Source organism: Mycoplasma sp. 1012 (assembly GCF_054343455.1).
Genome location: NZ_JBTGVG010000042.1, coordinates 1 through 680, shown reverse-complemented (window position 1 = coordinate 680; position 680 = coordinate 1). Strand labels below are relative to the sequence as shown.

1 protein-coding gene is annotated in these 680 nt (G+C 18.1%); it reads right to left on the bottom strand.

The genetic code is table 4. The annotated features are described in order from the left end of the window. On the bottom strand, positions 1 to 542 hold a 542-nt coding region (locus ACXX89_RS04000), incomplete at its 3' end, for a hypothetical protein (RefSeq protein WP_458557739.1). Between the last annotated feature and the right edge of the window lie 138 nt (positions 543 to 680).

Below are 680 nucleotides of genomic sequence, written 5' to 3'. Positions count from 1 at the left end.
TTATTTTCCTTATTTATGTAATTATTTAATTTATCATATTGTCTTTTTAAAAAAGGTTCTATTTTTTTTCTATTAATATTAAGATAATAAAAACCAAATGAAGAAATAATTTCATTTTTACTTTTTCATATTTGATCTATGTGCTTTAAGTAATCAATTTTTTGTTTTTGTTCAATTATTTCAAAGTAATTTTTAATAAGATCTAATGATGTTCCATATATAACTTTTATGAATCCTTCGTTATTGCTATTTGAATTTGTAATTGAATCATATACACGAGAAATTTCCGCTGTTTTTCTAGAAAAACCAGCTTGTATAATTGAATCAAATATTTTTTTATATTTGTCTGTTTTAATTTTGGATATTGTTATTTCTTCGTTATTTTCAAATTTTATATTATATTTTTCTATAGTTTCAAATTCACTGGTTTTTCTTTTTTCTTTAGAGTATTCAACAAATAAAAAATTATTTTCTATATTTTTTAATATTTTTTCTTTATCTTTTATATTATTTTTTGCATATTCATAAATAATTTTTAACATATTTTTTATATTAGAATCATTTATGGCATATCCTAAAAAAAATAACTGGTTGCTTTATAAACAAAGAAAGTATCCTAGATTTTATTAATTTATATTCATTTTCAAATCTCATATAGTCGCTTTTTGTTATTATAATAT